Source organism: Microbacterium marinum, from assembly GCF_014204835.1.
Taxonomy (GTDB): Bacteria; Actinomycetota; Actinomycetes; order Actinomycetales; family Microbacteriaceae; genus Microbacterium; species Microbacterium marinum.
On sequence record NZ_JACHMD010000001.1, the window covers coordinates 1,183,128 to 1,208,677 of the forward strand.

The 25,550-nt window shown below is 68.5% G+C and carries 30 protein-coding genes, 1 tRNA gene and 1 riboswitch; of the genes, 16 read left to right on the forward strand and 15 right to left on the reverse strand.

Going from position 1 to position 25,550, the window contains the following annotated elements; genetic code table 11:
* Positions 1-41 precede the first annotated feature (41 nt).
* Positions 42-1,004 carry an alpha/beta fold hydrolase gene (locus BKA24_RS05650; protein ID WP_184216004.1) on the reverse strand — a complete coding sequence of 321 codons (963 nt, stop codon included), beginning with the start codon at positions 1,002-1,004 and terminating at the stop codon, positions 42-44.
* Positions 1,005-1,060: 56 nt separating this feature from the next.
* Here BKA24_RS05650 and BKA24_RS05655 point away from each other — a divergent pair, with 56 nt between their 5' ends.
* Together BKA24_RS05655 and BKA24_RS05660 are read left to right on the forward strand one after the other, a co-directional pair.
* On the forward strand, positions 1,061-1,534 hold the full coding sequence (locus BKA24_RS05655; RefSeq protein ID WP_184216006.1) for a carboxymuconolactone decarboxylase family protein: 474 nt from the start codon (positions 1,061-1,063) through the stop codon (positions 1,532-1,534).
* On the forward strand, positions 1,531-2,244 hold the full coding sequence (locus BKA24_RS05660; protein ID WP_184216008.1) for a tyrosine-protein phosphatase: 714 nt from the start codon (positions 1,531-1,533) through the stop codon (positions 2,242-2,244). Before BKA24_RS05655 ends, BKA24_RS05660 begins: the two co-directional genes overlap by 4 nt.
* Positions 2,245-2,249: 5 nt before the next feature.
* On the opposite strand, the gene BKA24_RS05665 is transcribed toward BKA24_RS05660, so the two are convergent.
* From BKA24_RS05665 to BKA24_RS05680, 4 genes are all read right to left on the reverse strand, one after another.
* Positions 2,250-2,696 (reverse strand): Fe-S oxidoreductase, encoded by a 447-nt coding sequence (locus tag BKA24_RS05665; RefSeq protein WP_184216010.1) that lies wholly within the window; start codon positions 2,694-2,696, stop codon positions 2,250-2,252.
* Positions 2,693-3,508, reverse strand: a complete 816-nt coding sequence (locus BKA24_RS05670) for an arginase family protein (protein WP_184216011.1) — start codon at positions 3,506-3,508, stop codon at positions 2,693-2,695. Before BKA24_RS05670 ends, BKA24_RS05665 begins: the two co-directional genes overlap by 4 nt.
* A 63-nt stretch (positions 3,509-3,571) precedes the next feature.
* Positions 3,572-4,306, reverse strand: a complete 735-nt coding sequence (locus BKA24_RS05675; protein ID WP_184216013.1) for a PspA/IM30 family protein — start codon at positions 4,304-4,306, stop codon at positions 3,572-3,574.
* Between the two features lie 77 nt (positions 4,307-4,383).
* On the reverse strand, positions 4,384-6,357 hold the full coding sequence (locus tag BKA24_RS05680) for a TPM domain-containing protein (protein WP_184216015.1): 1,974 nt from the start codon (positions 6,355-6,357) through the stop codon (positions 4,384-4,386).
* 141 nt (positions 6,358-6,498) lie between these two features.
* Here BKA24_RS05680 and BKA24_RS05685 point away from each other — a divergent pair, with 141 nt between their 5' ends.
* From BKA24_RS05685 to BKA24_RS05705, 5 genes are all read left to right on the forward strand, one after another.
* Entirely contained in the window at positions 6,499-7,332 is an 834-nt protein-coding gene (locus BKA24_RS05685) for a DUF3097 family protein (protein ID WP_184216017.1), read from the forward strand.
* A 131-nt stretch (positions 7,333-7,463) separates the two neighbouring features.
* Complete coding sequence (gene trmB / locus BKA24_RS05690) at positions 7,464-8,132, forward strand: tRNA (guanosine(46)-N7)-methyltransferase TrmB (protein WP_221417484.1); 669 nt, start codon at positions 7,464-7,466, stop codon at positions 8,130-8,132.
* Between the two features lie 2 nt (positions 8,133-8,134).
* Positions 8,135-9,037 carry a CPBP family intramembrane glutamic endopeptidase gene (locus tag BKA24_RS05695; RefSeq protein WP_425488706.1) on the forward strand — a complete coding sequence of 301 codons (903 nt, stop codon included), beginning with the start codon at positions 8,135-8,137 and terminating at the stop codon, positions 9,035-9,037.
* Positions 9,038-9,132: 95 nt separating this feature from the next.
* Entirely contained in the window at positions 9,133-9,297 is a 165-nt protein-coding gene (locus BKA24_RS05700) for a hypothetical protein (protein ID WP_184216021.1), read from the forward strand.
* Positions 9,298-9,386: 89 nt separating this feature from the next.
* A complete protein-coding gene (locus BKA24_RS05705; RefSeq protein ID WP_184216023.1) occupies positions 9,387-9,869 on the forward strand; it encodes a pyridoxamine 5'-phosphate oxidase family protein in 483 nt (160 codons plus the stop codon).
* Between the two features lie 6 nt (positions 9,870-9,875).
* Here the strand turns inward: BKA24_RS05705 and BKA24_RS05710 are convergent, their stop codons facing one another.
* Positions 9,876-10,055, reverse strand: coding sequence for a hypothetical protein (locus tag BKA24_RS05710; RefSeq protein WP_184216025.1), 180 nt, complete (start codon positions 10,053-10,055; stop codon positions 9,876-9,878).
* Between the two features lie 130 nt (positions 10,056-10,185).
* Positions 10,186-10,249: riboswitch (guanidine-III (ykkC-III) riboswitch) on the forward strand.
* 13 nt (positions 10,250-10,262) lie between these two features.
* On the opposite strand from BKA24_RS05710, the gene BKA24_RS05715 reads away from it, so the two are divergent.
* Positions 10,263-10,586 (forward strand): DMT family transporter, encoded by a 324-nt coding sequence (locus BKA24_RS05715; protein WP_221417485.1) that lies wholly within the window; start codon positions 10,263-10,265, stop codon positions 10,584-10,586.
* Between the two features lie 214 nt (positions 10,587-10,800).
* The gene (locus BKA24_RS05720; protein ID WP_184216029.1) at positions 10,801-11,103 is read left to right on the forward strand and encodes a hypothetical protein; all 303 of its coding nucleotides are present in this window, start codon (positions 10,801-10,803) and stop codon (positions 11,101-11,103) included.
* A 223-nt stretch (positions 11,104-11,326) separates the two neighbouring features.
* Here BKA24_RS05720 and BKA24_RS05725 read toward each other — a convergent pair whose 3' ends face one another.
* The 6 genes from BKA24_RS05725 to BKA24_RS05750 form a co-directional block, all read right to left on the reverse strand.
* Positions 11,327-12,043: a PP2C family serine/threonine-protein phosphatase gene (locus BKA24_RS05725; protein ID WP_343065953.1), complete on the reverse strand. Its 717-nt coding sequence runs from the start codon at positions 12,041-12,043 to the stop codon at positions 11,327-11,329.
* Positions 12,044-12,067: 24 nt separating this feature from the next.
* Positions 12,068-12,739: a vWA domain-containing protein gene (locus BKA24_RS05730; protein ID WP_184216033.1), complete on the reverse strand. Its 672-nt coding sequence runs from the start codon at positions 12,737-12,739 to the stop codon at positions 12,068-12,070.
* 54 nt (positions 12,740-12,793) lie between these two features.
* Positions 12,794-15,019, reverse strand: a complete 2,226-nt coding sequence (locus tag BKA24_RS05735) for a protein kinase domain-containing protein (RefSeq protein ID WP_184216035.1) — start codon at positions 15,017-15,019, stop codon at positions 12,794-12,796.
* Entirely contained in the window at positions 15,016-15,420 is a 405-nt protein-coding gene (locus BKA24_RS05740; RefSeq protein ID WP_343065954.1) for a helix-turn-helix domain-containing protein, read from the reverse strand. The genes BKA24_RS05735 and BKA24_RS05740 overlap by 4 nt, the downstream gene beginning before the upstream one ends.
* A 199-nt stretch (positions 15,421-15,619) precedes the next feature.
* A complete protein-coding gene (locus tag BKA24_RS05745; protein ID WP_184216037.1) occupies positions 15,620-15,910 on the reverse strand; it encodes a hypothetical protein in 291 nt (96 codons plus the stop codon).
* A 47-nt stretch (positions 15,911-15,957) separates the two neighbouring features.
* Positions 15,958-17,643, reverse strand: coding sequence for a hypothetical protein (locus BKA24_RS05750; RefSeq protein WP_184216039.1), 1,686 nt, complete (start codon positions 17,641-17,643; stop codon positions 15,958-15,960).
* 73 nt (positions 17,644-17,716) lie between these two features.
* On the opposite strand from BKA24_RS05750, the gene BKA24_RS05755 reads away from it, so the two are divergent.
* Together BKA24_RS05755 and BKA24_RS05760 are read left to right on the forward strand one after the other, a co-directional pair.
* The gene (locus BKA24_RS05755; RefSeq protein WP_184216041.1) at positions 17,717-18,295 is read left to right on the forward strand and encodes a GIY-YIG nuclease family protein; all 579 of its coding nucleotides are present in this window, start codon (positions 17,717-17,719) and stop codon (positions 18,293-18,295) included.
* 200 nt (positions 18,296-18,495) lie between these two features.
* Positions 18,496-18,717: a DUF3263 domain-containing protein gene (locus BKA24_RS05760; RefSeq protein ID WP_184216043.1), complete on the forward strand. Its 222-nt coding sequence runs from the start codon at positions 18,496-18,498 to the stop codon at positions 18,715-18,717.
* Positions 18,718-18,830: 113 nt separating this feature from the next.
* Here the strand turns inward: BKA24_RS05760 and BKA24_RS05765 are convergent, their stop codons facing one another.
* Together BKA24_RS05765 and BKA24_RS05770 are read right to left on the reverse strand one after the other, a co-directional pair.
* Entirely contained in the window at positions 18,831-19,097 is a 267-nt protein-coding gene (locus tag BKA24_RS05765; RefSeq protein WP_184216045.1) for a hypothetical protein, read from the reverse strand.
* Positions 19,098-19,236: 139 nt separating this feature from the next.
* Positions 19,237-19,309: transfer RNA gene (locus BKA24_RS05770), tRNA-Arg, on the reverse strand.
* An 80-nt stretch (positions 19,310-19,389) separates the two neighbouring features.
* On the opposite strand from BKA24_RS05770, the gene BKA24_RS05775 reads away from it, so the two are divergent.
* Together BKA24_RS05775 and BKA24_RS05780 are read left to right on the forward strand one after the other, a co-directional pair.
* The gene (locus BKA24_RS05775; RefSeq protein WP_184216047.1) at positions 19,390-20,103 is read left to right on the forward strand and encodes an NUDIX hydrolase; all 714 of its coding nucleotides are present in this window, start codon (positions 19,390-19,392) and stop codon (positions 20,101-20,103) included.
* A 140-nt stretch (positions 20,104-20,243) separates the two neighbouring features.
* A complete protein-coding gene (locus BKA24_RS05780; RefSeq protein ID WP_184216049.1) occupies positions 20,244-20,888 on the forward strand; it encodes an SDR family oxidoreductase in 645 nt (214 codons plus the stop codon).
* 5 nt (positions 20,889-20,893) lie between these two features.
* Here BKA24_RS05780 and BKA24_RS05785 read toward each other — a convergent pair whose 3' ends face one another.
* The gene (locus BKA24_RS05785) at positions 20,894-21,679 is read right to left on the reverse strand and encodes an SGNH/GDSL hydrolase family protein (RefSeq protein ID WP_184216051.1); all 786 of its coding nucleotides are present in this window, start codon (positions 21,677-21,679) and stop codon (positions 20,894-20,896) included.
* A 68-nt stretch (positions 21,680-21,747) separates the two neighbouring features.
* On the opposite strand from BKA24_RS05785, the gene BKA24_RS05790 reads away from it, so the two are divergent.
* The 3 genes from BKA24_RS05790 (at position 21,748) to argS (ending at position 25,549) form a co-directional block, all read left to right on the forward strand.
* Positions 21,748-22,572 (forward strand): transglutaminase domain-containing protein, encoded by an 825-nt coding sequence (locus tag BKA24_RS05790; RefSeq protein WP_184216053.1) that lies wholly within the window; start codon positions 21,748-21,750, stop codon positions 22,570-22,572.
* Positions 22,573-22,664: 92 nt separating this feature from the next.
* Positions 22,665-23,834: an ATP-binding protein gene (locus BKA24_RS05795; protein ID WP_184216055.1), complete on the forward strand. Its 1,170-nt coding sequence runs from the start codon at positions 22,665-22,667 to the stop codon at positions 23,832-23,834.
* A gap of 47 nt (positions 23,835-23,881) precedes the next feature.
* Complete coding sequence (gene argS / locus BKA24_RS05800) at positions 23,882-25,549, forward strand: arginine--tRNA ligase (protein WP_184216057.1); 1,668 nt, start codon at positions 23,882-23,884, stop codon at positions 25,547-25,549.
* Position 25,550: the final 1 nt, after the last annotated feature.

Here is a 25,550-nt window from a genome sequence, read left to right on the forward strand (position 1 = left end):
GGGTGCGGGTTACAGCCTAGAGTCCCGCGCCGATGCTTCGGTCACGCGCCGTCACGGACGTCCCGGGCGACGTCGGCGATGAGTCGTGCGAGGTCGGCGGGAAGCTCCTCGTGGATGTTGTGGCCGGCGCCGATCTCGAAGACCCGCGCACCGGGGACGCGGGCCGCGAACTCGTCCCGGTCTGCCTCCGTGAGGAAGCCCCGCGTGCCGCGGATGAGGGTCACCGGCGCCGTCACCCGGGCGAGATCGTCCCAGCCGGCTGCGGACAGGACTGCGGCGCCTTCGCGCTGCCCGGCGTCGAGCGCTGCGGCCGCGGCGGGGTCGCCGGCGAGGGCATTCGCGAGGTGCGCGAAATGGTGCTTCCACTCGACCCGGCCGTCGGCACGGACGCGGGAGTTGAGGAAGACGCCGCGCTCCGCGGACTCGCGGGAGCCTCCCAGCCCGAACGACAGTGCGCGCTCGAGCAGCTCCTCGCGCGACGCCCAGTCTTTGGGACCGGCGAAGAACGCGCGGATCTGCGCCGCTCCGCCGTTCGGGTCGATGCCGGGGGAGATGTCCACCACGACGAGCGCCGCGACGAGCTCCGGATGCGTCGCGGCCAGGGCGGCGGCGCTGAGTCCTCCGAGCGAGTGGCCGACGAGCACCTGCGGAGCCGTCGTCCACGCGGCGATCGCCGGTGCGACGTCGGCGGCGATCGTGGCGCCGGAATAGGCGGCATCCGCCCGCCAGGAGGAGTCGCCGTGACCGGGCAGGTCGAGCACGAGCGCCGGCAGGCCGAGGTCGATCACCGTCGTGTCCCACGTGTGCGCGTTCAGGCCGGCGCCGTGGAGGAAGGTCACGACCGGCGCGGCGAAGACGTCCGCGCCCGGCGCTCCGTACTGCAGCGCGCTGAGCGTCCGCCCGTCCGGGAGGGCGAACGAGAGCCGGCGCACCGCCGGCGGGACGACCCCCGCGGCGTCCGCCTGGGCGGGAAGGAACGAGAACTCATCGGTCGCGTCGGTCACCGGCCCATTGTGACGGATGCCGCGTCCCGCCGGACGCGCGTCGGTAGTGTGGCGTCATGACGGATGAACACCGCGTCCACCTCTCCCGCGCGGCGCGTCCGGCCTACGACGCCCTCGACGCGTTCGCGACGACGGTCGGCGCGCTCGCCGCCGACGCGGGGATCGACGACCGGATGAAGGAGATCGCCCTCATCCACGCCTCGCAGCTCAACGGCTGCGCCTACTGCGTGCGGGTGCACACCGACCGTGGTGTGCGCGCCGGTCTCACTGTCGACGACGTGGGGCAGATCGCGGTGTGGCGTGATTCCGGCATCTTCACGGAGCGGGAGCGGGCGGCCCTCGAACTTGCCGAGCACTACGTGTTCATCCACGACGACGGCATCCCCGACGAGGTCTACGACCGGGTGGGCGGCATCCTCAGCGAGCAGGAGTACGTCGCGCTGAGCTGGCTGCTGGTGTCGATCAACGCGTTCAACCGGATCACGATCGCCGGGAAGTACCCCGTCCCGCCGCGGCGGGATCGGGCGTGAGTGCGCTCGAGGTCCCTGGCGCGCTGAACTTCCGTGACGTCGGCGGACTCCCGGCTGGGCAGGGGAGCACCCGGCACGGCGTCCTGTACCGCTCGGGGAATCTGGCTCATCTGACGGATGCCGGTCGCGCGGAGCTGCGCGCACGCGGCATCCGACGCATCGTCGATCTGCGCGACGACGACGAGATCCGCTGGGAGCCCTCGCAGCTGACGGGATCCGACGTCGAGACGGTGCGCGTGCCGATGTTCGCGGGATCGGCGGCGTCGTTCTTCGACGACGACCTCTCGCTCGACGACCTGTATCGCGCGCTGATCGACGGCTCCGCCGCGCGCCTGGTCGAGGTCGCCCGCGCCGTCGCGGAGACGCAGCCGGTCCTCGTGCACTGCACGGTCGGCAAAGACCGCACCGGCGTGAGTGTTGCCCTGCTGCTGGCCGCCGCTGGCGTCCGCGAGGATGCGATCATCGCGGACTACGCCCGCACCGAGGGTGAGCTCCCCGCCGAGAGGAACCGGCGCGTGCTGGCGTTCCTCCGCAGGACCTACCCGCGTGCGCGTCACCTCGAAGACCTCGCGACGCGCTCGCCCGCCGCCGCCATGGTGCGGGTGTTCGACGACCTGCGGGTCCGCTACGGCGGCCCGGTCGACTACCTGCGAGCCCATGGGCTCACCGACGATGACGTCACCGCGCTGCGGCGCGCACTCGTGGGCTGAGCGGCTCAGGAGCGCGGCACGTAGCGCCCGTCGGCCAGTCCCGCCTCGATCTCGAAGCGGTTGGTGAGCGGATTCCGGCCGGCGAGCAGGTACAGCACGGGCATCAGGAAGCCGTACCGACGCCACTGCTGCTTGTGGACGGCCTCGTGCCGGAGCAGCCGATCGTCGATCCGACCGTCCCCGGTGAGGAAGCAGCCGCCGACGCATACGCCGCCTCGTCCGAACGTCGCCGCCGGCATGCCACGGAACACCAGGAGGCCGCCGCGGCGCTCCACCCGCCCCGTCGACCACACCATGCCCCAGACCCACCCGAACGCGGTGCCCGCCGCGTACCCGAGCAGGCTCACGGGCGAGTCGAGCAGGAACGGCGGGATCCAGCGGTCGAATCGGCGTCCGCGGGCGAGGGCCTGCTCGGCGCGCTCCTCCCACCCCCGTGGCGGGGCTGCGCTCATGCGAGGGCTCCGACGATGCGGAGGATCGTTCCGAGGTCCTCGACGGCGTCGTCGGACGACGCGGGGGCGAATCCGGCGATCGACGCTCCCACGAGGGGGACGCGCTCGCGGAGGCGGTGGACCGCGGCGGTGAGGGCACCGGGATCGAGCCCGAACGGGACCGGCTCCAGCACGCCGGAGATCGCCGACGGATCGAGGACGTCGAGGTCGACGTGGACGAAGACCGCCTCCGCACCCGTCGCGGCGATCGCCTCGGCCAGAGCGGCGGGGTCGGCTGTGACGGTGTCGGCCGAGAGGGTGCGGACTCCGCTCGTGGCGAGATGGTCGGCCTCCGCGTCGTCCAATGAGCGCGCTCCGACCACCATGATCCGCTCCGCCGGCACGAGCGTGCGGTCGACGAACGGACCGGGCGTGGATACGGCCCGCAGCGCCATACCCGCGAGCGCGCCCGAGGGGGAGGAGTCGACGGTGTGCAGGTCGCCGTGGGCGTCGAACCAGACGACGGCGAGAGACGGATGCCGCGACGCGGCGTGCGCGATCGCGGGCACCGCCACGGCGCAGTCGCCGCCGATGACGAGGGGTCGCTCGTCACGCTCCGCGAGTGCGGCGGCGATCGCATCGCGCACCCGGCCGAGCGTGCTGAAGCGCCGAATGCCAGAGCCGAGGGATTCCCCGGCCTCGGCCGGGACGTCGATGCGGGTCACGGCGGACCGCGGCAGATCGCCGGCGAGCGCTTCGGCGCCGTCGATGAGGCGCATCGCGCGTGAGGAGGGAGAGCCCTGCCACTGCGGCGCCACCAGGAAACGGGTCATGGGGTCCTCCGGGGATGCGCGCGGCGCCGGACCTCGGGGTCCGGCGCCGCGCGGCGGTACCGCTTACTGCTCGATCGCGCCGGCGTTGCCACCGGTCTTGAGGGCGGCCAGGCGCGCCTCGACCTCGGTGAGCTCGCCGATGTCCTCGAGCTGGTTGAACTGCGCGTCGATCGAGGATGCCGCGATCTCGGCCTTGCCGGCGGCGAGTGCCTCCTGACGGCGGACCTTGTCCTCGAAACGGCCGAGCTCGCTCGTAGGGTCGAGTACGTCGATCGACTTGACGGCATCGTGGACCTTGTTCTGCGCCTCGGCGGTCTTGGCGCGCGCCAGCAGCTCGGAACGCTTCGAGCGAAGCTGGTCGAGCTTCTGCTTCATGCCGTTGAGGCCGTCCTTCAGCTTCTCGACGACCTCGGTCTGCGCGGCGATCGAGGGGGCGATGGCGCGGGCCTCGTTCTCCTCGCTGATCTGACGCTGGAGGGCGATCTTCGCGAGGTTGTCGAACTTGTCGGCATCGGTGCTGTTGCCGGCGCCGCGGAGTTCGTCCGCCTTCCGGCTGGCCGCGATGGCCTTGTTGCCCCATTCGGCGGCGGCCTTCACGTCCTCGTCGTGGTCACGCTCGAGGAGGCGGAGGTTGCCGATCGTCTCGGCGATGGCCGCTTCGGCGTCCGCGATGTTGTTCGTGTAGTCGCGGACGAGCTGGTCGAGCATCTTCTGCGGGTCTTCGGCGGAATCCAGCAGGGCGTTGATGTTCGCCTTCACCAGGGTCGAGATGCGGCCGAAGATGGACTGCTTTGCCATCGTGTTTCCTTTCCTGACGGGGAGTCCCGAGGTTGAGGGTGAGGTCGTGGGAGGGGAGGGTCTGCGGCGACGGAAGATCAGAAGCGACCGCCTCCTCGCCGGGATCGGGAGCCGCCGCTGCTGCGCCCGCCGCCGAACCCGCTGCTGCGTCGTCCGCCCCCGAATCCGCCACTGCTGCGTCCGCGTGAGCCGCCGAATCCGCCACCGAATCCGCCGCCCCCGCCGCCGCCGTTGAGCAGTGAACCGAGGATGATCCCGCCCAGCATGCCGCCGAAGTCTCCACCGCCGCCACCGTTTCCGCCAGCGGAGAACGCACCGACGTCCTGCTGGGCGTGCTGAGTGGCCTGCGAGGCGAGCGCGCCCGCCCGCTGAGCGAGTGTCAGGGCGCGTTCGGGATCGGTCTGCTCGAGCTGTGTGGCCTGCACGAGGGTCGCGCCCGCTTCGGCGAGCCGGGTGCGCGCGGTCGCGCCGACGGCGCCGCGCCGCGACGAGATGAAATCCTCGGCGGCAGACACCTGGGCTTTGGCCTGCAGGAGCGTCTGGGCGAGGACGGTGCGGGCCCGATCGGCGCGCTGCTGCGCGTCGCGGATGCTCCCGAGCGCGGAGTCGATCTCGGAGTTCGCCTTCTCGAGCAGCCCCAGCGCCGTCTTCGGGTCGCGAGCTGATCCCTCCAGCGCGGTGCGAGCGGCACCCACCTGCTGGCGGGTGGCCGCGATGATCGGGGCGAGCCGCCCGTCCGGATCGTCCGTGGCCGCCGCTGCGGCCAGGTCGCCGTCGAGTTCGGCGAGCAGGGCCGCCGCGCTGCGCTCGGCGGCCGCGAGGTCGGCGCCCACGGTCTCGACGGCGTCCTCGAGGCGGGTGGCCTGTTCGACCGCCTGCTCGGCGGCGCGGATGGCCACCGCTGCCGCGGGTCCGTCGCCGCTCTGCACCGCCCGCTGTGCGACAGCGAGCTGCTCGCCGGCGAAGCGCAGGCGCGCGAGAGCCTGGTCGGGGTTGTCGTGGATCGTGGCGAGAGCGCCCTCCGCGTAGGTGCCCCGCAGCTCGGTCAGCCGGGCGGCGGCGTCGTCCACCTGGGCGGTGGCCGCGGCGTGCTGCTGCTGCACCCGGCCCAGAGCCTCGGGGGCGTTCTGGGAGAGGTCGCGGAGTCGGTCGAACGCGTCGGCCTTCTCGTCCAGAGCCGCGTCCGCGGCTTCGCATAGCTGCACGATCTCCGCGTACCAGGCGCGCTGCTGGTCGGCGCTGTCGGGCACCTCGTCGTCGAGCTTCTGCTTCAGCCCGAACGCCCGGTCGAGGGACGCGCGCGCATCCGCGACGGCCTGTTCGAACTCGGCGGCGGCGGCATCCCCGAATTCCGCTTTCGCGAACCCGAGCTCCTGCCGGCTCGCGGTGAGGGCGTCGTCGGTGCGGACCAGAGCGGATGCCGCGTTCCGCTCGAGCTCCTCCAGCGGAACCTGCGCGGGCGTGGAAGGCTCGGCCGCCCGCCGCCGGCGCCGCAGCAGGGCCCAGATCAGCAGGGCCGCCAACGCCGCGCCCACGATCACCACGACCCAGAATCCGCCTCCCAGGCCTCCGCCACTCCGGGCCTCCTGCAGGCCGTCCGCCGCGGCGATCGCGGCGCCCTGCCAGTCGTCCTCGGCGAGGACGGGGTAGACGTCTTCCTGCTCGATCGCGGCGATGCGGGTCTCCGAGATGGGGCCGGAGGAATCGGCGGACAGGTAGAACGATCGGGCTTCGGTGGCGACGGCGAGCAGGTACTGATTCGGGCCGAGGCCGCCGCGCTCGGCGGTCGCGTTCGCCCAGTCCTCAGCCGAGGACTCGCCGAAGTCGGTGACGTAGACGACCCACAGCCCGACACCGGCATCGTCGGCCAGAGCGTCGAGGCGCGCGTTGATCGCGTCCTCTTGCGCGTCGGAGAGCACACCGGCGTCGTCGAGCACCTGATCGGAGTCGAGGTCCACCGGGTCGACCGCGGTGGCGGGGGAGGCCGGGAGCAGCGTGCCGAGCCCGATCAGGAGCGCCGCCGCGAGCGCCGGCAGCCGTCGAGATCGCATCGGTTCCCTCCTCCGGGCGCGGAAGATGCCGCCCGTCGCGAGTCTATGCCGCGACCTGCATGTCTCGATAGCGGCATCCGTGCGGTGCGCCTGTGCGTTCGCCATGTGTTCGTGACCTAGGCTCACCGGTTCGGAGGTGCCATGGACGATCGGTACGGAACGGACGTGCTCGCTGCGGGCTGGCGGAACGCGGGGCGGAAGCAGGTCGCTCGGGTGGAAGCGCGCCGCGACCTCGTCGTCGAGGTGGCCGGCGATGACTATGTGGGCGCGGTGACCCGGATCGAGTCGGGTCACGTCGAGCTCGAAGACCGCCACGGCCGGGTGCGTCTGTTCCCGCTGGGGCGCGGCTTCCTCGTGGACGGAGCGCCGGTGGAGCTCGTCGTGCCCGCCGCAGAAGCGCCGGCAGGGCGCACCCGCACCGCCTCGGGGTCATTCGCCGCCGGACCGAGCCGCGCGCGCGTGGCGCGTGCGTCGCGCATCCTCGTCGAGGGCAAGCACGACGCCGAGCTCGTGGAAAAGGTGTGGGGCGATGACCTCCGCGCCGAGGGCGTCGTCGTGGAGTTCCTGCAGGGTCTGGATCTGCTCGAAGACCTCCTCGCCGCGGAGCCGCCGACCGCGGAGCGACGGTACGGCGTGCTCGTCGACCACCTCGTCCCGGGGTCGAAGGAGACCCGCATCGCGGAGCAGATCCGCCGCGGTCCCCACGGCCGCCACCTGAAGATCGTCGGGCACCCGCACATCGACGTGTGGCAGTGCGTCCGTCCGGCGACGCTCGGCATCGCAGCGTGGCCGAACGTCCCCCGCGGCGTGGACTGGAAGACGGGTGTCAGCCGTGCGCTCGGCTGGCCCGCCGACGACCACGTCGACATCGCCCGCAACTGGCAGCGGATCCTCGCCTCGGTGAAGACCTACCGCGACCTCGACCCGGCCCTCCTCGGCCGCGTCGAGGAGCTCATCGATTTCGTGACCTCGTGACCGGCCGCAGGAAGGGTCCCGCACCCGAGAGTCACCCGGCCGCCGGATACGCTGGAGGCGTGTCCGACACCCCCGATTCACCGCCGCGCTACCGCGACAAGCCGGTGTCGTTCGTCCGCCGCAGCGGTCGCATGAGCGACGGTCAGGAACGTGCCTGGAACGAGCTCGGTCCGCACTACGTGCTGCCGGTCGAGCGGGATGCCGCGGCCACGAGCATCCTGCCGGGATCGCACATCGACCCGGTCGAGGTCTTCGGTCGTGCCGCTCGGCTCGTCGTCGAGGTCGGGTCGGGGCAGGGTCACGCGATCGTCCACGCGGCGTCGTCGGATCCGGACACCGACTTCATCGCCGTCGAGGTCTTCCGGGCCGGTCTCGCGCGCACCATGCTCGACGCCGACCGTGCCGGTGCGCGGAACCTCCGACTCGTCGAGGCGAACGCGCCAGAAGTGCTCGAGCACCTGCTGCCCGCGGCATCCGTCGACGAGGTCTGGATCTTCTTCCCCGACCCCTGGCACAAGGCGAAGCACAACAAGCGCCGCCTCGTCGCGCCGTCGTTCCCGCCGATCGTCGCCCGGGCCCTCCGCGACGGCGGCATCCTGCGTCTGGCGACCGACTGGGAGGACTACGCGCTGCAGATGCGCGAGGTCATGGCCGATGCCGCCGAGTTCGCTCCCGTCTTCGAGGGGGAGTGGGCACCGCGGTTCGACGGGCGCACGATGACCGCCTTCGAGCGGAAGGGCATCGCGAAGGGCCGCGACATCCGAGACCTCGCCTACCGACGCCGACCCCGGGACGCCTGACCGTGGCGGGCGCCGCGACGGATCGGCCGACGCTGTCGATCGGCGTCCTTCCGGCGCTCCTGGTGTGCCTTGCCGCGCCGGCGTTCTTCGTGCTGCTGACGCCGTGGCTGGGATGGCTGCTTCTTACCGTGGGTCTCGTTCTGGCCGTGTTCGTCGACCGTCGGCGAGAGCCGGGTGCGGTCGTCGCCGCCGGGGCCCGCCTCGACACGGCGGCGGTCGTCGGCGTGGCCCGTCGGCCGAGCCTGACGCGCGACCTGTCGCTCATCGCGATCGGGCTGCTCATCGTCAGCGCGGTGCCGCTGAAAGCCGAGCTCGACAACGCCGCGATGGTGCGATTCACACTCGCCCTCGGCGGAGCGGTGCTCGTCCCCTACCTCGTGTCGAGGTTCGTCTACCGGGACCACGCGATCCGGTTCCCCTGGCGCGGTGGGGGGAGCTGGAAGACGTGGCAATGGATCTGGCTGGCCGCGGTGCTCGTGCTGGGGTGGCTGATCCTGCCGTTCTACTTCATCACCTCGGGTGTCTACGAGAACTGGCCCGTCGTCGACACCCCCGACCTCATCGCCCGACTGTTCGTGGGCGTCGGTGCGGTCGGGATCTGGGACGAACTCTTCTTCATCTGCACGTGCTTCGCCCTCCTGCGCCGGCACTTCGCGGATGCCACCTCGAACGTGCTGCAGGCGGTCGTCTTCGTGTCGTTCCTGTGGGAGCTCGGCTACCGCGCGTGGGGGCCGGTGCTGACCATCCCCTTCGCGCTGCTGCAGGCCGTGATCTTCCTGCGCACCCGGTCGCTCGCCTACGTCGTCACCGTCCATCTCCTCTTCGACGCCGTCGTGTTCGGAGTGCTCGTGCATGCTCACAACCCGGGACTGCTGGACGCGGTCTTCCTCGTCCCGGCGCCCTGACCCAAGGTGTCAAGGGGGTCCGCGACAGCGATGCCTCGCGCGTACCGTCGCGAACTCGGACACCCGTCCGAGCGATGAGCGAAGGGAACGGTCAGATGAGCGACACGAGCGACCCGCAGCGGAGCGATCCGCCCCAGAACACCCAGGGCGAGCCGAACCAGGAGGTGGAGGCCGACACCGCCTCGGGGGGCGCCCCCGAGGATCAGGACCTCACCACCGATGAGAACGGTGCGCCCGTCGACAACCCCTCCGGGGGCTGATCCGACCTCCGCGCCGGCGGCGTCTGTCAAGGGGCAGCCGCCGCCGGCACGGCCGTGGGAGCGTGGACTCCTCGACCGAAGGAGACCCCATGACCACCGCCGATGACGCCCGCAAGACCCTCGCCGATCTCCTCCCGAAGTTCCGCTTCGCGATGGTGACGACGGTCGACGCCGAGGGGAAGCTGACATCGCGGCCGCTGACCGTGCAGGAGCACGAGTTCGACGGTGATCTGTGGTTCGTGGTCAGCCGCGAGTCGTCCGTGGTGGCCGAGACCGCCGTGCGCCCCGGCGTGGGCGTCGCTCTGACCTCGAACGACGCCTGGGTGTCGTTGGCGGGGGATGCCGAGGTCGTCGACGACCGGGGTCGCCTCCGGCAGTACTGGTCGCCCGCACTCGACGCCTGGTTCCCCGACGGCCCGACCGACCCGAACGTCACGCTGTTGAAGATCAACGCGGTCTCGGGCGAGTACTGGAGCAGTGCGGGTGGTGCCGTCGCCTCCCTGATCGGCTACGTGAAGGCGAAACTCACCGGCGACACCTACGACGGACGCAACGCGTCCGTCGAACTGTAGGGGCGCTCAGAACGCAGCGAGGAGGGCCGGTCCGAAGATCAGGAGCGCCGCAGCCGGGACGACCAGGAGGCCGGCGGCTACCACCCCGATGGCGACGATGCTCCCCAGGATCGACAGCAGGGCAGCCGAGCCGGAGGATGCCGCGGCGGAACGGCGGGGGTGGACGAACGTGTGCGCGGTGACCATGATCCGACGCTACGGATCGGCATCCTCTGCCCGCGTCGGCCGGGCGGACGATGTCCGTCATCCTCCGGGATGATCCCGCTGCCCGCGACGTTCTGCTCAAGCGTTGCCCGAGAGGCGCGGATACGATCGAGACGGGTCCCGACCGGACCCCCGGACGACGGTTCAGTACCCGGTGAGCGACAAGACTGGCCAGGGAGCACAGTCATGTTGTCGTGGATCATTCTCGTCGTCTCCGGTGTCCTCGAAGCCGTGTGGGCGACCGCCCTCGGCAAGTCCGAGGGGTTCACCAAGCTCTGGCCGACCGTCGTGTTCGGCGTCGCGCTCGTGGCGAGCATGGGCGGTCTGGCCTTCGCGTTGCGCGAGATCCCCACCGGCACGGGGTACGCCGTCTGGGTGGGCATCGGCGCCGCGCTGACCGTCACCTACGGGATGGCGTCCGGGACGGAGTCGGTGTCGCTGGTGAAGGTCCTGCTCCTGCTCGGGCTCGTCGCCTGCATCGTCGGGCTCAAGCTCGTCGGCGGCGAGCACTGACGACGAAGGCCCGGATCTCGCTGAGATTCGGGCCTTTCCGTACGCCGTGGGTTTGTACGCGGAACCTGTTCTGCCGCGTGATTCCGGGGGTCTTGAGCGGGTGTCACGGGGTCAATCCTCCACGGACTCGACGGTAATCCTCTACTTTCGCCTGGACATCCCGCTGCCATCCGGTTCGGCGCCCGCGACCTGCACCTGGGTTACGCGCGTCGCGGTGGATGCTGTTCTGCGCTGCAACAACGCGATGCGCTTGACAGCTCGTCAGCTTCGCGGCGAGTGTCGTACAGCGGAGTTCGAACTCGAGGAGACGTTCATGGGATTCAAAGTGGTGTGGGACGACGGCGACGAAGACGACGAGGTGTTCGAGACTGAGCAGGAGGCCGAGGCACACGCTGCGAACGAGATCGACAACTATCACGCCGGCGCCGAGGTTCTGCATCTTTCCAACCCAGGCGACTACGACGAAGACGACCCGGATGATGATCCCGGCTACGAAGTCGTCGAGGTAGATAACTGATGAAGCGCGTCGATGCCGATGATGCTCCAGATGAGTACTTGTACGAGTGCGACCACTGCGCAGGTCAGGTTACATCGGGGCGCTCCAGTGCCCAGCTTGCGACGGTATGGGCAAGATCGAGGGCGACGAGGACGACGAAGGCTGAGCGCCGATGGCATCGCGATTTGTGGTCTTCGGCACGTGACTCGTCGTTGCATCGCTCGTGCTCGTCGATGATCGTCGCTCAGCGACCGAAGATCGCGACCGCGCAGTCGTCCCGAGTCGCGTTGCGGAGGGGGACCTCAGTGAAACGGCGCAGGCGCTTTCGATGGGCCGAGTTCTTGCGGTGCCCGGAGGCGAGGCCGACCGATGTGATGAGCTTCGCGCAGGCGGGTGCCAGCTCACCGGTGCGAGGGTTGTAGAGGCTTTCGCCCGCTCCGTCGCTCATCAAGACGAAGCCGGAGATCCCTGTCAGTTGTCCGCGGAACAGTCGCATCGAGCTTGCGGCGTCAGGTGAGGTGACGAACGTCGTCCGGTTAGCGAACTCGCCGTTGTCGGGCCGGGATACGACCCGGAGGGCGCCGTCCTTCTGGTAGCCGATGACACCGTCTCCGATGTGCGCTCCGATGAACTGTTCGGCGGAGACGGCAACGCACAGAAACGTGCATGCGAGCGCGCCGGGCTCGACGTCATGACGGGAGGCGACCTGTTCGAGCTTGTTCCGCAGCGTGTGAAGAAGATGTTGTTTGACGCCCGCGCCGTCCGCTTCGGATGCGAACGTTTCGAAGTTCTCGACTAGGAGGGAGCATCCGGCATCGACCACGGCTTGAGCGCCGATGTCGGAGTGAGTCGCAGAACCAGCGCCGTCGGCGAGGCACAGGGCTTGAACACCGCGTTGTGAACGGTAGCCGGTCCGGTCTTGGCCGGGGGTGCCCTCGCGCACGTGGCTGAGCCCTCTCACATGGTGGTGGAACTCCTTGAACAACTAGAGCTCCGCCCAGCCGGCGAGGCCTTCGAGGTCGAGCTTGACGCGGTCTCCTGGCGTCGACCGCGATACACGCGCCACAGACTTAGAGAGCCACTCGAAGAACTCTTTGAACTTGAGCCCTTCGAGTCGTAGAGGTGGGCGGTTGGGGCTGAATCGGGCAAGGGTGCTCATGTCGGCGCCGCCGATGCCGATGGGAAACACCGTGAGCTTCCCTGCGCTGACCATGTCACCGACGCGCTTCGCGGCGCCGTTGATGTCGTCGGTGGGCGCCCCGTCGGTCATCAACACAAGCCATGGTTGGTAGTAAAGGACGCCGCTCGCCGAATAAGTTGCCTTTCGAGCGTCGAGCGTGTCGAGGGCGAGATTCACCCCCGCGCCCATGGCTGTGGTGCCTCTCGCGTTCATCGCTGATACTCGTTGCAGGCGCTCGATGTTCGCGAAGTCATGAACGACGGCGGCCAACGAGTTGAACTCGACGATGTTGATCTCCGCAGAGTCGTGGGCGTCGTCGTCCTCGTCGATGGCGTCGTAGAACAGGTTGATTCCTCGCACGAGCTCCTCGATGGGCGATCCAGCCATCGAACTGCTCGTGTCCAAGCAGAGTGACACGGGAACCCGAGGTGTTGGGTTGTCGACGAGATCGCCAGCGGCGATGTTGAGCGATGCCATGCGGAATCCTTTCGTGGGAGTGAAGGCGAGCCGAAAGGCCGCCAGCGAGAGCGTCTAGTTGTTGAAGAAGTTCTTGAGTCGAGCCCAGAACCCGAGCTTGACCGGTGTCGGGCCGGCCTTGACTCGCGCACCGGCCGGACGCGGCGGCGAGCTGTAGTTCCGTCTGGGCGGGCACGTCTTCTTGGCGCCGGCGTGCGTCTTCGGGACGTTGAGTCCTCGGCTGACGAACCAGGCAACGTGCTCGTTGGTGATGAACGGCCACAGACAGTCGCTGCAGATTCGGCTTGCGTCGAGGGCCGTTGCTTTCGCCGAGCAGCTTGAGCATCGACCGTGCTGCATTTGAGCGCGCGGGAATGTCGCGTGGCAGTCTTTGCAGGCGGCCGTCGCTGGTGTCGCTGTGCGAGCGACCGGAGAACTGGGGTGCTGTGCGATGGTGGCGCGGCGTGCATCGCGACACTTCAGGCATTGCTGGGGCAGGTGGTATTCGCGCTCCGAGTCGTCCCAGATGCCTGCAATGGCGTGCTTCCGCGCGCACTCGCCGCAGTCGAGGATAGGCGTGTCCGGCCTGAAGGCTCTTGGCCGAATCGGGTAGAGATCGTTCGACATCGGGTCGAAGTTGAGCCTCGGGTCATCGAGGAATCGTCGATAGCCCTGGAATGCTTCGATCCATTCGATGACCGTGGGGCGCTGGGCGTGCCGCTGTCCCTCGTTGTGGAAGGTGTGCCAGAACAGGTCCTTGACGGGTTTGTGGATGTGGCTCCACATGTACTTCCAGTCCCCGTCTGGCTGATCCTTGTTGTTCCGACTGCCGTACTGAAACGCGAAGTTGCCTTCTTTGATCAGCTCGACGATGTTGCCGTCTGTCCCCTTGCGAATGTATGGAAACTGGCCGGTCATGATGATCATGAACAGCATGGTGGCCACGGCGTACAGCTCGTCTTGTGGCGTGCGCAGGTCCTCGGAGTACGCGGTGCCGAGCATTCGAGGCGACGTGAACATCGGTGTTCCAACTGGACAGGGGTAGCCGTTGATCTGCCACGAGTCTGCGTCGATGAGCGAGACGTGCTTGTTTTCGTCGACCATGACGTTCTTCGGGTTGATGTCGCCGAGCAGGACGTTCTTGGAGTGCAGGTACTCCACCTTTCGGAGAAACGAGAGGCAGATGTCGACCAGGTCGGCCTTTTTCCAGGAGGGGAACTCTCGTTCGAACTTGCGGCGGTTGAACAGCGTGCGTTGAAGTTCTCGTCCTGCCGCGCGGGGCATGGCGTAGCCGACGAACTCGTCCGCCTCGTTGAGAACGAGCGCCGTAGGCGCGCACACTCCGACGACGTTGAAGCCGCTGTTGACGAGGAGCTCGACCTTGGCGCGACGATGGGCGGTGACGTGGTCCGTGTCGAAGATCTTCACCACTGTGTGGCTATCTACTTCGAAGACGGTGCCTTCACCTCCTTCCCCGAGCTGGGCGGTGAGCAGGTACTCGCCACTGTTGTCCGTGCTCTTCCATGTCACGTGGTGCCCCTCGGTCGGGAGGCTTGTGAAAGGGAGCAGCGTGTCTGGCGCTTGCAGTGTCGCCGCACCATCGAACGCGGCGGCGGGGCGGAGGTCAGGATTTGGTCGCTGCGGCGCAGTGCGGGCCCTGCCCGGGCTCACGAGAGCAAAGGCCCTCGCGAACTCGGGCAACACTTCCTGGAGGGTGCTGATCTCGCGAGAGTCGCCTCCTCCAGCAACGAGGCGCTCGAGTTTCTGGTGGCCCTTTCGGAGCAGCAGCTCGGCGGATTCGACTGCAATGTCGCCGTGCTGGGTGGGGTGCCCCGCGACAAGGCGTCGGTTGAGCTGCTGGGCTAGGAGTCGGACACGCAGCTTGGGGGTGATGTCGAATGTCAGCAGACACATGTCGTAGCGATCCGCGAACTGCTCGAAGACATCGAGGAAGAGGTCGTCGGCGTACGGGTTGCTGGCGTGCCCAAGGTCATTCCGTATGAGCCCTTGGGTCGACGCACTCGCGAGGAACGCCAACGCGTTGCGGGCCTTGGCTGCGCGTTCCGGGTAGGTCTGGAGGAGCTTGTGCTGGTTCCGCGTGAGCTCGTCCTGGACCTTGGACGGGACGACCAGGGCAGAGCCCCCAGCGAGGATCTTGTCCGCGGACCGCTGGATCAGAGCCTTCAGTCCGCCCTGAAGCTCAGGACGCGTTTCCATGAACACGTTGGTATCGACAAACATCCGTCCGTCCGGGCCGACGAACTCAAGGGGATCAAGGAGTTCGTCCTGCGGCCCGGTCACTGGCTGCCACCGAACGAGATGTTGCTCCGGAACTCTTCCGCAGCCGCGATTGACTGCTCGTGCTCGCTAGCCCGGGCTCGTTGAACCTCCGCGATGGCCCTCATCGGGATTCTGCGATGGCTTCCGACCTTCACGTGCTCTACAACCCCCGCGTCGACCATCTTCATCAATGTCGGGCGAGACATCCCCAGCATGGAGGCGGCTTCGGTGCTGGTGAAGAGATCCTTCACCGCGACGACGAGTGCTCCCGTTGAGCGCTCAGCCTCGAGGAGCTCGAGGACCTTCTCGGCGCTGGTCCGACTCAGACTCAACGTCACGGTCACCTCACCCGGGGAAGCTTCCAGGGCATCATGTAGTGCTTGGATATCGTCCGGTAGGACCGAGGACATCGTGCCTCCCACGGGCGTTAGCGTCTAAGTGAAATAACTGTAGGCATCTGCAACAAGTGAAATCAAGAGCAAGCTGGAATGGCGCAGCTGTCGCGCCGTCTCGTGCGGATCAGTTCGAAATGGGATCAGCCATTTCGTAGATGAGAGCGTGAGCGCGAGAAGACGCGGAGGGTGCAACCAAGGCCTCGCCTCCGGGGCGGTAGCGCCGGGGCTACCGCGGAGCTTCTCCGTTCAGATCCGACTCCGAGGCGGCGGCCGCATCGGCGTCACGCTCCTGCTGGAACTTCCGGCTCAGTTCGGCGAGCTTCTTCTTGCTTGCCCCTTCGCGCATCAGCGCTGCAGCCTCCAAGAGCTGGCGTTCGAAGGTTGCTTGCTGTTCAGGCGTCCGGTTGCGAGCTTCCTCAGCGGCATCACGACGCCTCTGGCGTGCCTCTTGTTCTGACTTGCGGAGGCCGACATCGAACGGGCGGCTTCCCGACCGTCGGCGTGAGTTCTGCGTCATAGGTGTCCTCTTCCAGTTGTAGTCATGTGCGGGCCGAGGGAGGTCGCTCAGGGTTCGACGTCATCGTGGAGGACAACGCGGCTGAGTTCGTACGTGCCGCCGGTCATCTGCCAATAGTGCAGGCGTCGAGCTGATGGCGTGTTGGTCTCCAACGACAGCCGCCAGCAGACTGCGCCGTCGCTGCGCGTGACGTACGGGTCGCTCCCGCCTTGTCCTCTGCGGAGGCGATGCAGCTGACGACCGGGTATGTCGGCGGCGCGGTCAGTAAGGGCGTCGACAACTCCGCGGAGAACCTTCTCCGTGTAGGCGTCACCCACCTCGCGCATGCTCGCAAGGAAACGAGGGCCAACGATGTAGTCGGCGAGCGGATGTTCAAGCTTCTCGGAGGCCAGCGTGCGTGCCGCCCAGGTTCCGGTGATCTCGTGCCTTAGCCACGACTCTTCAGTCGGCCATGCCGACCGACCGGTACGTATTCCTGAGAGTTGCGGTTCTGGGCGCTGGTTGCGCGCATCTCGAGCTTCTTGTCTCAGTCTTGAGGCCGCGCTGGTCTGGTCGCGAAGAGCGGTGCGTGCGCGATGAAGCTCCTCGGAGAGGCTGGTGTTCTGGTCACGAAGTTGGTCGAGCGTCTCCAAGTCAGTGCCAGCGCGCACCTCGCGCCCGAGGCGTAAGAACGCGTCCTTGAGGCCCGCCATCTCTTCCCTGATCATCGCGAGCTCGGCGGTGGCAATCGCACCGTTACCCGCGCTCGGCGCCGACGGGGTAGCCGGAGCGAGCGAAGGTTCTGGCGTGACGTCCCTCGCGGCGGCGACTGGCTCGGCGTCGGCGACGGCATGCACCCCCTCGCGAAGCCACGGTGGGCCGCCGCGAAGGATTGGGAGCGGTTTAACGAACGGGAGCTCGCCCCCGGCGTTGATCAAGGTCAGTCCGACGCCCGCCTTGTCGGACGTGATCCGAACACGAACCGTCTCACCCACGCGGAGCACATCACTCACCCGCACGTCTTCGTTCTCACCGTTATCAACGCCGGGCACGACAGCGCGTTTCCGGAGAACGAACTCGGGCGCGAGGGGATGGAGCACAAGACTCGCTCGAAGATCGGTCACCTTGATCACACGGGCCAACGTCACCGACCCTTCGGTGAGCGGCGCTAGGTCAACCGGCTCCGCTTCTGGGGCAAGATCAACGCCAGTGAGCCACCCTTCGACGTGCGCGCCTACCTCGAGCGCGTCTGCGATTCGGATGCTCGCCGGGAGTCCATCGGCGACAATCATCACTCGCTGACCATCTTCGAGGTGCGCGACGTTGCCTGCAGCCGACCCTGAGAGAAGGTCGACCGTTGCGCGGACCCATGAGCGGCGGACCGGTGCGACGACTGGACGAATCACGATCTGCGCCAGGGCGTCTTCCACGAGGTCGTCGTCCCGCCGGCCCGGGAAGCGCAATAGGGATCTCTGCCATTCCGGGTTCGCTGCGAAGTCCGGTGGGTAGGAGCGAGCAGCGCCCCCGAAGACATGCGTTTTCGGGGGAAGAAGTCTCTCAAGTGCGTATGTTGGCTCGCCAGTCTCTATCGTCGCGACGTCCGCATCCCCCGCAAGAGCATGGGCAATGGCCTCCGCATCGAACGCGAACTCGCCTTCTGCGTTCGCGCTGATCAGGACGAGAGGCCGTGACCGGTCCCGGAGAATCTCCGATGCGATTACGCCTGCCCCGTCCGCGGAGTCGATATGTCTCATGGCCACATCATCGCGCGATGGTCGGACAGAGCCAACGATGACCGAGACCCGCGGTTTCCGTTAGCGTGCCTCCATGACCCATCTGGATGACGCGGTAGCGGCGCTGACCGGTGCCCGCTGGTCCATAGCGGATGCCGGGAGCCACGTTCCCGATGAACCGGGGCTGTACGCTATCTTCGGCAACGATGGCGGTTGGGGACAGCTCGGGTTGCCTCATCGCCCGGACAGCCTGCTATATGTCGGCAAGGCAGAAGACAGCCTCGTCAGTCGAGAACTCCGTGGCCACTTCACCGCTGATCCCACTCGGCGCGCTCAGACGGGCAGCAGCACCGTGCGCAGATCCTTCGCCGCACTCTTGCACGACGCGCTCGGCCTCAGAGGGATACCCCGCAATCCCGCGAATCCAGGCCACTTCAGCAACTACGGCCTGAGCGCTGAGCACGACAGCCTCCTGACAGCATGGATGCACCGGTACCTGACGCTCGCCGTCTGGCCGGCCCACGAGCTCACGGTGCCGCTCCGCGACGTCGAGAGCGCCCTCATCAGGAAATGGGTTCCGCCGTTGAACCTCGCCGGGAACCCGCACCCGGCGCCTCACCTCAAATCGGCTCGTGCCACGATGGCGAACGAAGCGCGCACCTGGACCCGATGACTCGCACTCCCAGGGGGTGAATTGAGCGGCCCTGCAAAGGTTTTGGTCAGCCGCGGGGCGGTTTCTTCGCTCGCCGAGTCTCAACGCCCTTGTACTTGCCCTTCGATTTCTTCGAGCGCAGGTAGTTGCCGTTGCCATCGAGAAGATCCCGCGAACATGAGGCACCAGCTGATGTTGGCGGCCGGTCAGAGAATCGACCCATGCCCACCGCCGCCGAACTCCTCGACTTCGAAGCCACACACCCCGGCCACCCGGGATCGAAGGTCCACGAGATCGAGGCCGCGTTCGACGGGATGCCGGCCGCCAGGTATTACCAGCTTCTGGTGCGCGCGGCCGACGCGATCGAGGGGCAGGCGCGCGACCCCGTGACAGCTCACCGAGTCACGAGACTCACAAAGGGTTCGGCTGCTCTTGCGCGGTGACCGCCCCGGACGCATCTTCCACGATGATCCAGTCGACACCTTGAACCGCAGATGCGGGGAGCAGAGTCGACATCGCATTCGTGGCCCGTTTGCCGAGACTCTGGCGGTCGGGATCATCGGCCGACACCTGCAGTGTCACGTACATTCGACCCATCGACGCGGACGCCACTGATATAGCCGCCCCACAGCGTCGAATCCACCGCCAACAGCTCTGCGCTGCGACGGATCGCCTCCGTGCTGGAGCTCGACCCTGCCGACGTCATCACTCGGGCAGAGAAGTCACTGTGACGGCGGTAGAAGTCGGCCGTCGAGCGCCCCTCGGCGGCAGCCGCGTCGCGGACCTCAGTGAGCGTCATTGCGTCGATGCCGATGTGATGCATGTGGTTCCCCCTTCGAACATCTGTTCGAACAATGTACGGCACGTGGCCGACACTCTCGATCGGTCGCTTCGCGGAGATCGGGTACACCTCCGGGTACACCAAAGGGGAGCCGATTCCTCGACTCCCCTTGTGTACGCCGTGCCCCCGGAGGGATTCGAACCCCCGACTTCTGGTACCGGAAACCAACGCTCTATCCCCTGAGCTACGGAGGCGTACCGGTCGAGGTTATCACCGGCTGAGCCGTCTCCCGCACCGCGGCGACGCGTCCATGGCGGCTGGTTAGCCTGGGAGCATGGCATCCACTCCGCCGATCGGTGCGCGCGCCCAGCTCGCGGCGCTCGCCGAATCCGTCGCCGGCGGCGCGGGTCTCGAGCTGCTCCGCGGGATGCCGACGGTGGCCGACCCGCGCTCGGCAGCGGTGCTCATCCTGTTCGGCATCCTCGACGGCCGGGCGAGCGCCTATGAGGCACAGGCCGCGGCGGTCTCGCGCGACCTCGACGTGCTCCTGCTCTCGCGCGCCGAGACGCTGCGGTCTCATCCGGGGCAGGTCGCCTTCCCCGGCGGTCGCGTCGACCCGGGGGATGCCGACGAGACGGCGGCCGCCCTGCGTGAGGCCCGCGAGGAGACCGGCCTCGACACGGACGGCGTCGAGGTCCTCGGCTCGCTGGAGCCCATCCCGCTGGAGCACTCCCGCCATCTCGTCACACCGGTGCTCGGCTGGTGGCGTGCACCGTCCCCGGTGGGCGTGGTGGATCACGCGGAGTCGGCGGACGTCTTCCGGGCACCCATCGCCGACCTGATCGATCCCGCGCACCGCGGTGTCACGGTGCTCCGCCGGGAGGGCGTCACCTTCCGCGGCCCCGCGTTCCTGCTGCCCAGCGAGGCGGGAGACCGGCTCGTCTGGGGGTTCACCGCCATGATCCTCGATGCGCTGTTCACGCGACTGGGGTGGGCGGAGCCGTGGGACGACCGCTGGGAGATCCCTCTCGCACCGCCGCCGCGGTGATCAGAACTCGATGAACGACTCGCTGTCGCTCTCGTCCGGCGACCTCCGTGCGGCCCAATCTCACGTCGAGCGTACAAGCGCAAGGGCCCGCTCACGCCCGTGAGCCGTGCCTACGATCGAGGCACCGGAAAGGAACACTCATGGCACGCATCCTCCTCATCGGCGGGCACGGCAAAGTCGCGCTCCTCGCCGAGCCCCGACTGGTCGCGGTCGGTCACCACGTCACCGCTGTCATCCGGAACCCCGAGCACGAAGACGACGTCGCGGCGACGGGTGCGACCCCGCTGGTCGCCGATGTCGAGAGCTTCGACGCCGACCAGTTCACGAACCTCGTCTCGGGGAACGACGTCGTCATCTGGTCGGCCGGCGCGGGCGGCGGCTCGCCCGAACGTACCTACGCGGTCGACCGAGACGCGGCGATCCGCTCCATCGACGCCGCCGTGGCGGCGGGCGTGCGTCGCTACGTGATGGTGTCGTACTTCGGAGCCGGCCCCGACCACGGTGTCGACCCCGGCGACGCGTTCTTCCCGTACGCCGAGGCGAAAGCGGCCGCGGACGAGCACCTTCGCTCCAGCGGCCTGGACTGGACGATCCTCGCGCCCTCCGCACTCACCCTCGACGACGCGACCGGCAGGATCGACGTCGACGCGGCCGACGCCGCCTCGGTGTCACGCGCCGATGTGGCCCACGTCATCGCGGCATCCGTTGACGAGCCCCGCACCGCCGGACGCACGATCTCCTTCAACGCCGGCGACGTGCCGATCGAAGACGCCGTCTCCCGCTGAGGCGGTTACGGCCCTGCCGGGTCGAGCGGGGCGTCCACACCGGCATCGGTGGTGGCGCTCCGGTCCCGCAGGGCCTGCGCGAGCTTCTCGGCGAGGTAGCGATGCCCGGCGTCCGAAGGATGCTTGGCGCCGACTCCGGTGTCGATCATGTCGAGATAGTTCGCCGGGGTGATCCATTCCTCCGCGAGCGGAGAGATGTACCACCAGCCGCGTTCGGCGGATTCTGCGGCGAGGTCGCGGTCGATCCGCGCCGTGCCCTCAAAGACCGGGAACTCGTGCGGCGTCGGACCGAAGATCACGAACTGTGCGCCGGGATACGCGCGCTCGAACCGATCCCACGTCTCAGACACGGCGTCGCGGTATCCGCGCTCGCCCTGCAGACGGTCGTTGATCGACCCCTGGATGACGACCAGGTCGTAATCCGCCTCGGGGTCCAGCCAACTGGCGCGGGTCCCGAAATCAGGTCCGTCGATCCCGGGCTTCATGTAGCCCGATCCGCGGACGCCGTCCACCGTGACGTCCCACCCCATCAGGTCGCCCAGCCGGTACGCGTAGCCGTCGGTGGGCCGTGTTGCGGCCGACCCGTACGTCCAGGAGTCCCCGAAGACGAGGACGTCCGCTCCGGCGGGGACCGACAGCGGCTGGGAGCCGAGGCCGTAGGCGCCGGACGCGGCGGTGTCGATCCCGGGGGTGCGACTCCAGGGCTGCCACGCGGACAGCGCGACGACAGCGGCGACCCCGGCCGCGAGGACGCCGAGGCCCCAGGTGCGCGCGCGGCGATCAGAGGTCATGCGAAGTAGGGTAAGCGATTCCGGATGCCGCCGGCGCCATGCACCGGTCCGCGTGCGAGGATTGCCCGGTGCAGCGCGTCGTCCGAGCCGAACTCGACCTCGAGATCGAGGGTGCGCTGGACCTTTTCCTGTCCGTCGCGGTCGCAGATGCGGCGCCGCGCGAGGGGGAGTCGCTCGCGATCTCACGATCCGGTGTCGACCTCAGCCCCGACGTCCTCGAAGACGCCGCCGGATCTCGGCTGCACCGGCTGAAGGTCGGACCCGGGCCGCTGCAGATCCGCTATCGCGCGACCGTGGTGGGAGAGGCCCCGCCGCTGGGCGCGACAGAGCTCGACACCGCGGTCTACCTCCGTCCCAGCCGGTATGCGCCGTCCGACGCGGTCTTCGGTCAGGCGCGCCGGCAGTTCTCGGGGCTCCGGGGCGAAAAGTTGATCCGGGCGGTGGAGTCGTACGTGTTCGAGACGGTCACCTATTCGCCGGGACTGTCGCAGGGGACCGATTCGGCGCTTACGACGCTCGGTACCGGGCAGGGCGTCTGCCGCGACTACGCCCATCTCGTGATCGCTCTGCTGCGCGCGATGGACATCCCCGCCCGCTATGTCTCCTGCTATGCGCCGGGACTCGTTCCGATGGACTTCCACGCCGTCGCCGAGGCCTACCTCGACGGGCGATGGCACGTGCTCGATGCGACCCGACTGGCCAATCGTCGCGGACTGGTCCGCATCGCGACCGGTCGCGACGCCGCCGACTGCGCGTTCCTCAGCTACTACGGCGGCAATCTGGCCCTGCGCCGGCTGCTCGTCGACGCCGAGGTGCAGGGGACGGACGACGAGGTGGCCGCGGCATCCGATCCGCTGCGGGACGATCGCCAGGAGCTGCTCGCCATCGCATGAGAAATACTTTCTCCTCCGATCGCAGATCTTCCCGTGCCCGCGAGCGCCTCGCTCATTAAGGTGTAGGGACCAGCAGGGACCCGGGAGCTCACGTGAAGACAGCGGACGACGCGGTTCGGCGCGCCATCATCGAGGACTACGGCGTCCTCGGCGGAGCGCCGGAGCCCGACCTCGAAGGACTCGTGAGACTCGCGGCGACGGTGTGCGACGTCCCCACCGCCGTGATCAACATCATCGACGACCGTTTCCAGCATCAGATCGCCGCCGTCGGCATGGAGCCCGCCATCTGCGCTCGCGAGGATTCGATGTGCGCCGTGGTCTTCCGCAAACCCGGCCACACCGTCATCCGGGACGTGACCCTCGACGACCGCTTCGCGGAGAATCCGTTCGTCACCGGCGAGATCGGCAACGTCCGCTTTTACGCGTCGAGCCCCCTCGTCACTCCGGTCGGTGTGCCGATCGGCACCATCTGCGTCTTCGACGAGCGCCCGCGCGACCTCGCCGACGACGACAGCGACGCGCTCAAGCTCATCGCCCACCAGATCGTCGACGTCCTCGAACTGCGTCGCATCAGCCGGGAACTCGGCGAATCGAACGAGCAGCTCGAGAACTTCGCCGCTCAAGTCGCCCACGACCTCCGGAACCCCCTGACGGCGCTCGCCGGCTACATCGAGCTCGCCTCCGAGGTCCCCGAAGTCGCGGGTCTGCCGACCGCCTCGCGCGCGCTCGCGCGGGCGGAATCGGCTGCCGACCGGATGTCGGGCATGATCGCCCGTCTCCTCGACTACGCGCGTGTCGGCGGAGCTCCGGTTCGTCCGAAGCCGGTGGACGTCCGGGCTCTGGTGTCGTCGACGATCGAAGACCTTCGCAGCGCGGGCGAAGACGGCGGGGTCGACGTCGCCGTCGACGCGCAGACGACCGTCAACGGCGATCCCACGCTCCTGGCCGTCCTGGTGCAGAACCTCGTCGGCAACGCCGTGAAGTTCGCGGCGGCGCACGGGCCGCAGCCTCGCATCGCCGTCGGGGTCGAAACGGTCGTCGGCGGAGTCCGGCTCACCGTGGACGACAACGGCCGCGGCGTCCCGTCTGCCGAGCGCGATCTCGTCTTCGAGCCGCTCGAGCGAGGCTCGAACACCGACGCGCCCGGCTTCGGGATCGGCCTGGCCACCTGTCGACGCGTCGTCGCCGCCCACGGCGGACGGATCGGGATCGACGACTCGCCGCTCGGCGGCGCCCGGATCTGGGTGATCCTGCCCGCCTGAACGCGGACTTCGGCGGGCCGTCCGAGCGACCGTAGACTTGACGGGCTATGGATCCCGAAGCCCTCTCCGCCGCCCTGCTCGCCGTCATCGTCCCTCTCGCCGAGGCGCGACGACCCGGCGCGGGTGATGCGCTCACCGCCGCGGACTTCCCCGTCGAGCGGCCGAAGAACCGCGACCACGGCGACTGGGCCTCCAACGCTGCGCTGAAGCTGAGCAAGGCGATCGGTGTGAACCCGCGGGAGTTCGCCGCCGAGGTCGCCGATGCCCTGGCGCAGACGGAAGGGATCGCGTCCGTCGAGGTCGCCGGACCCGGCTTCATCAACATCCGGCTGGATGCCGCCGCCGCCGGCGCCCTCGCCAAGACGATCGTCGAGGCAGGCGCCGCGTTCGGCGCCAACCGCTCGCAGGACGGCAACACGATCAACCTGGAATTCGTCAGCGCGAACCCGACGGGACCGATGCACATCGGGCACACCCGCTGGGCCGCGCTCGGCGACGCGATCGCGCGTCTGCTTCTCGCCAGCGGTGCCACGCTCGTCCGCGAGTTCTACATCAACGACGCCGGTGCGCAGATGGAGCGGTTCGGCCGGTCCGTGCTGGCTGCGATCAAGGGTGAGCCCACGCCCGAGGACGGGTACCCCGGTGCCTACATCGACGATCTCGCCGCCCGCGTGAAGGCCGCCGAGCCTGCGATCCTCGACCTCCCCGACGAGGAACAGGTCATCGTCGCACGCGACCGGGGCTACGAGTTCCAGCTCGGCGACCTCCAGGCATCCCTCGAGAAGTTCAACGTGCACTTCGACGTCTGGTTCAGCGAGCGCACCCTCCACGCTGCGGGCGCAGACGGCGCACCGAGCCTCGTCGACGACGCTGTCGACCGCCTCCGCGAGCAGGGACACGTGTTCGACGACGAGGGTGCGGTCTGGGTGCGGACGACCGACTTCGGCGACGACAAGGACCGCGTCATCCGCCGGTCGAACGGGGAGTACACGTACTTCGCCGCCGACGCCGCGTACTACCTCAACAAGGGTGACCGCGGGTTCGCGCACAAGATCTACCTCCTGGGCGCCGACCACCACGGGTACGTGCACCGCCTCAAGGCGCTCGCCGGTGCCGCCGGGGACGACCCCGAGAAGGACATCGAGGTGCTCATCGGGCAGCTCGTGTCGGTCAACGGTGCGCGTCTGTCGAAGCGCGCGGGCAACATCATCGAGCTCGACGACCTCCGCGAGTGGCTGGGGACCGACGCGCTGCGCTACTCGCTCGCGCGGTATCCGGCCGACTCGCCGCTCACGCTCGATCCCGAGATCCTGCGCAAGCGCACCAACGACAACCCCGTGTTCTACGTCCAGTACGCCCACGCGCGCACCCACAACGTCGCGCGCAACGCCGCCGACTCCGGCGTCGCCCGCGACGCGTTCGTGCCCGAGCTCCTGGACCACGAGACCGAGTCGGCGCTGCTGGGCGCCCTCCAGGAGTTCCCGCGCCTGGTCGCCTTCGCCGCCGAGCTGCGCGAGCCCCACCGCGTCGCGCGCTACCTCGAGGAGCTCGCGAGCCTGTACCACCGCTGGTACGACACCTGCCGGGTGACGCCGCTCGGAGACGAGGCCGTGACCGACGTCCACCGCACACGCCTGTGGCTGAACGACGCCACCGGTCAGGTGCTCCGCAACGGCCTCGACCTGTTGGGCGTCAGCGCGCCCGAGCGGATGTGAC